Below are 213 nucleotides of genomic sequence, written 5' to 3' on the forward strand. Positions count from 1 at the left end.
CAACCAAAGTTATCGTCTGTATGAAGATGCGGGAAGGATGCTGAGCAGCACGGACGCGGAAGGCAACACTACGCGTTATCGATGGAGCGCTGCGGGTCGTCTGCAGTGCCTGACGCGTCCTGACGGAGGTGATACGGAATATGAATACGATCGCGCCGGCATGCTGGTTGGCGAGAACGTCGACAGGTTTTCAGAGCGGCACGTGGCCCGTAA

The 213-nt window shown here is 57.7% G+C and carries 1 pseudogene; it reads left to right on the top strand.

Annotated features, from left to right (window positions below):
* A pseudogene (locus tag QCD69_RS22775) lies at positions 1 to 213 on the top strand (RHS repeat domain-containing protein); the annotation flags it as partial.

Source organism: Erwinia sp. PsM31, assembly GCF_030433775.1.
In the GTDB taxonomy this organism is placed as follows: Bacteria; Pseudomonadota; Gammaproteobacteria; order Enterobacterales; family Enterobacteriaceae; genus Erwinia; species Erwinia aeris.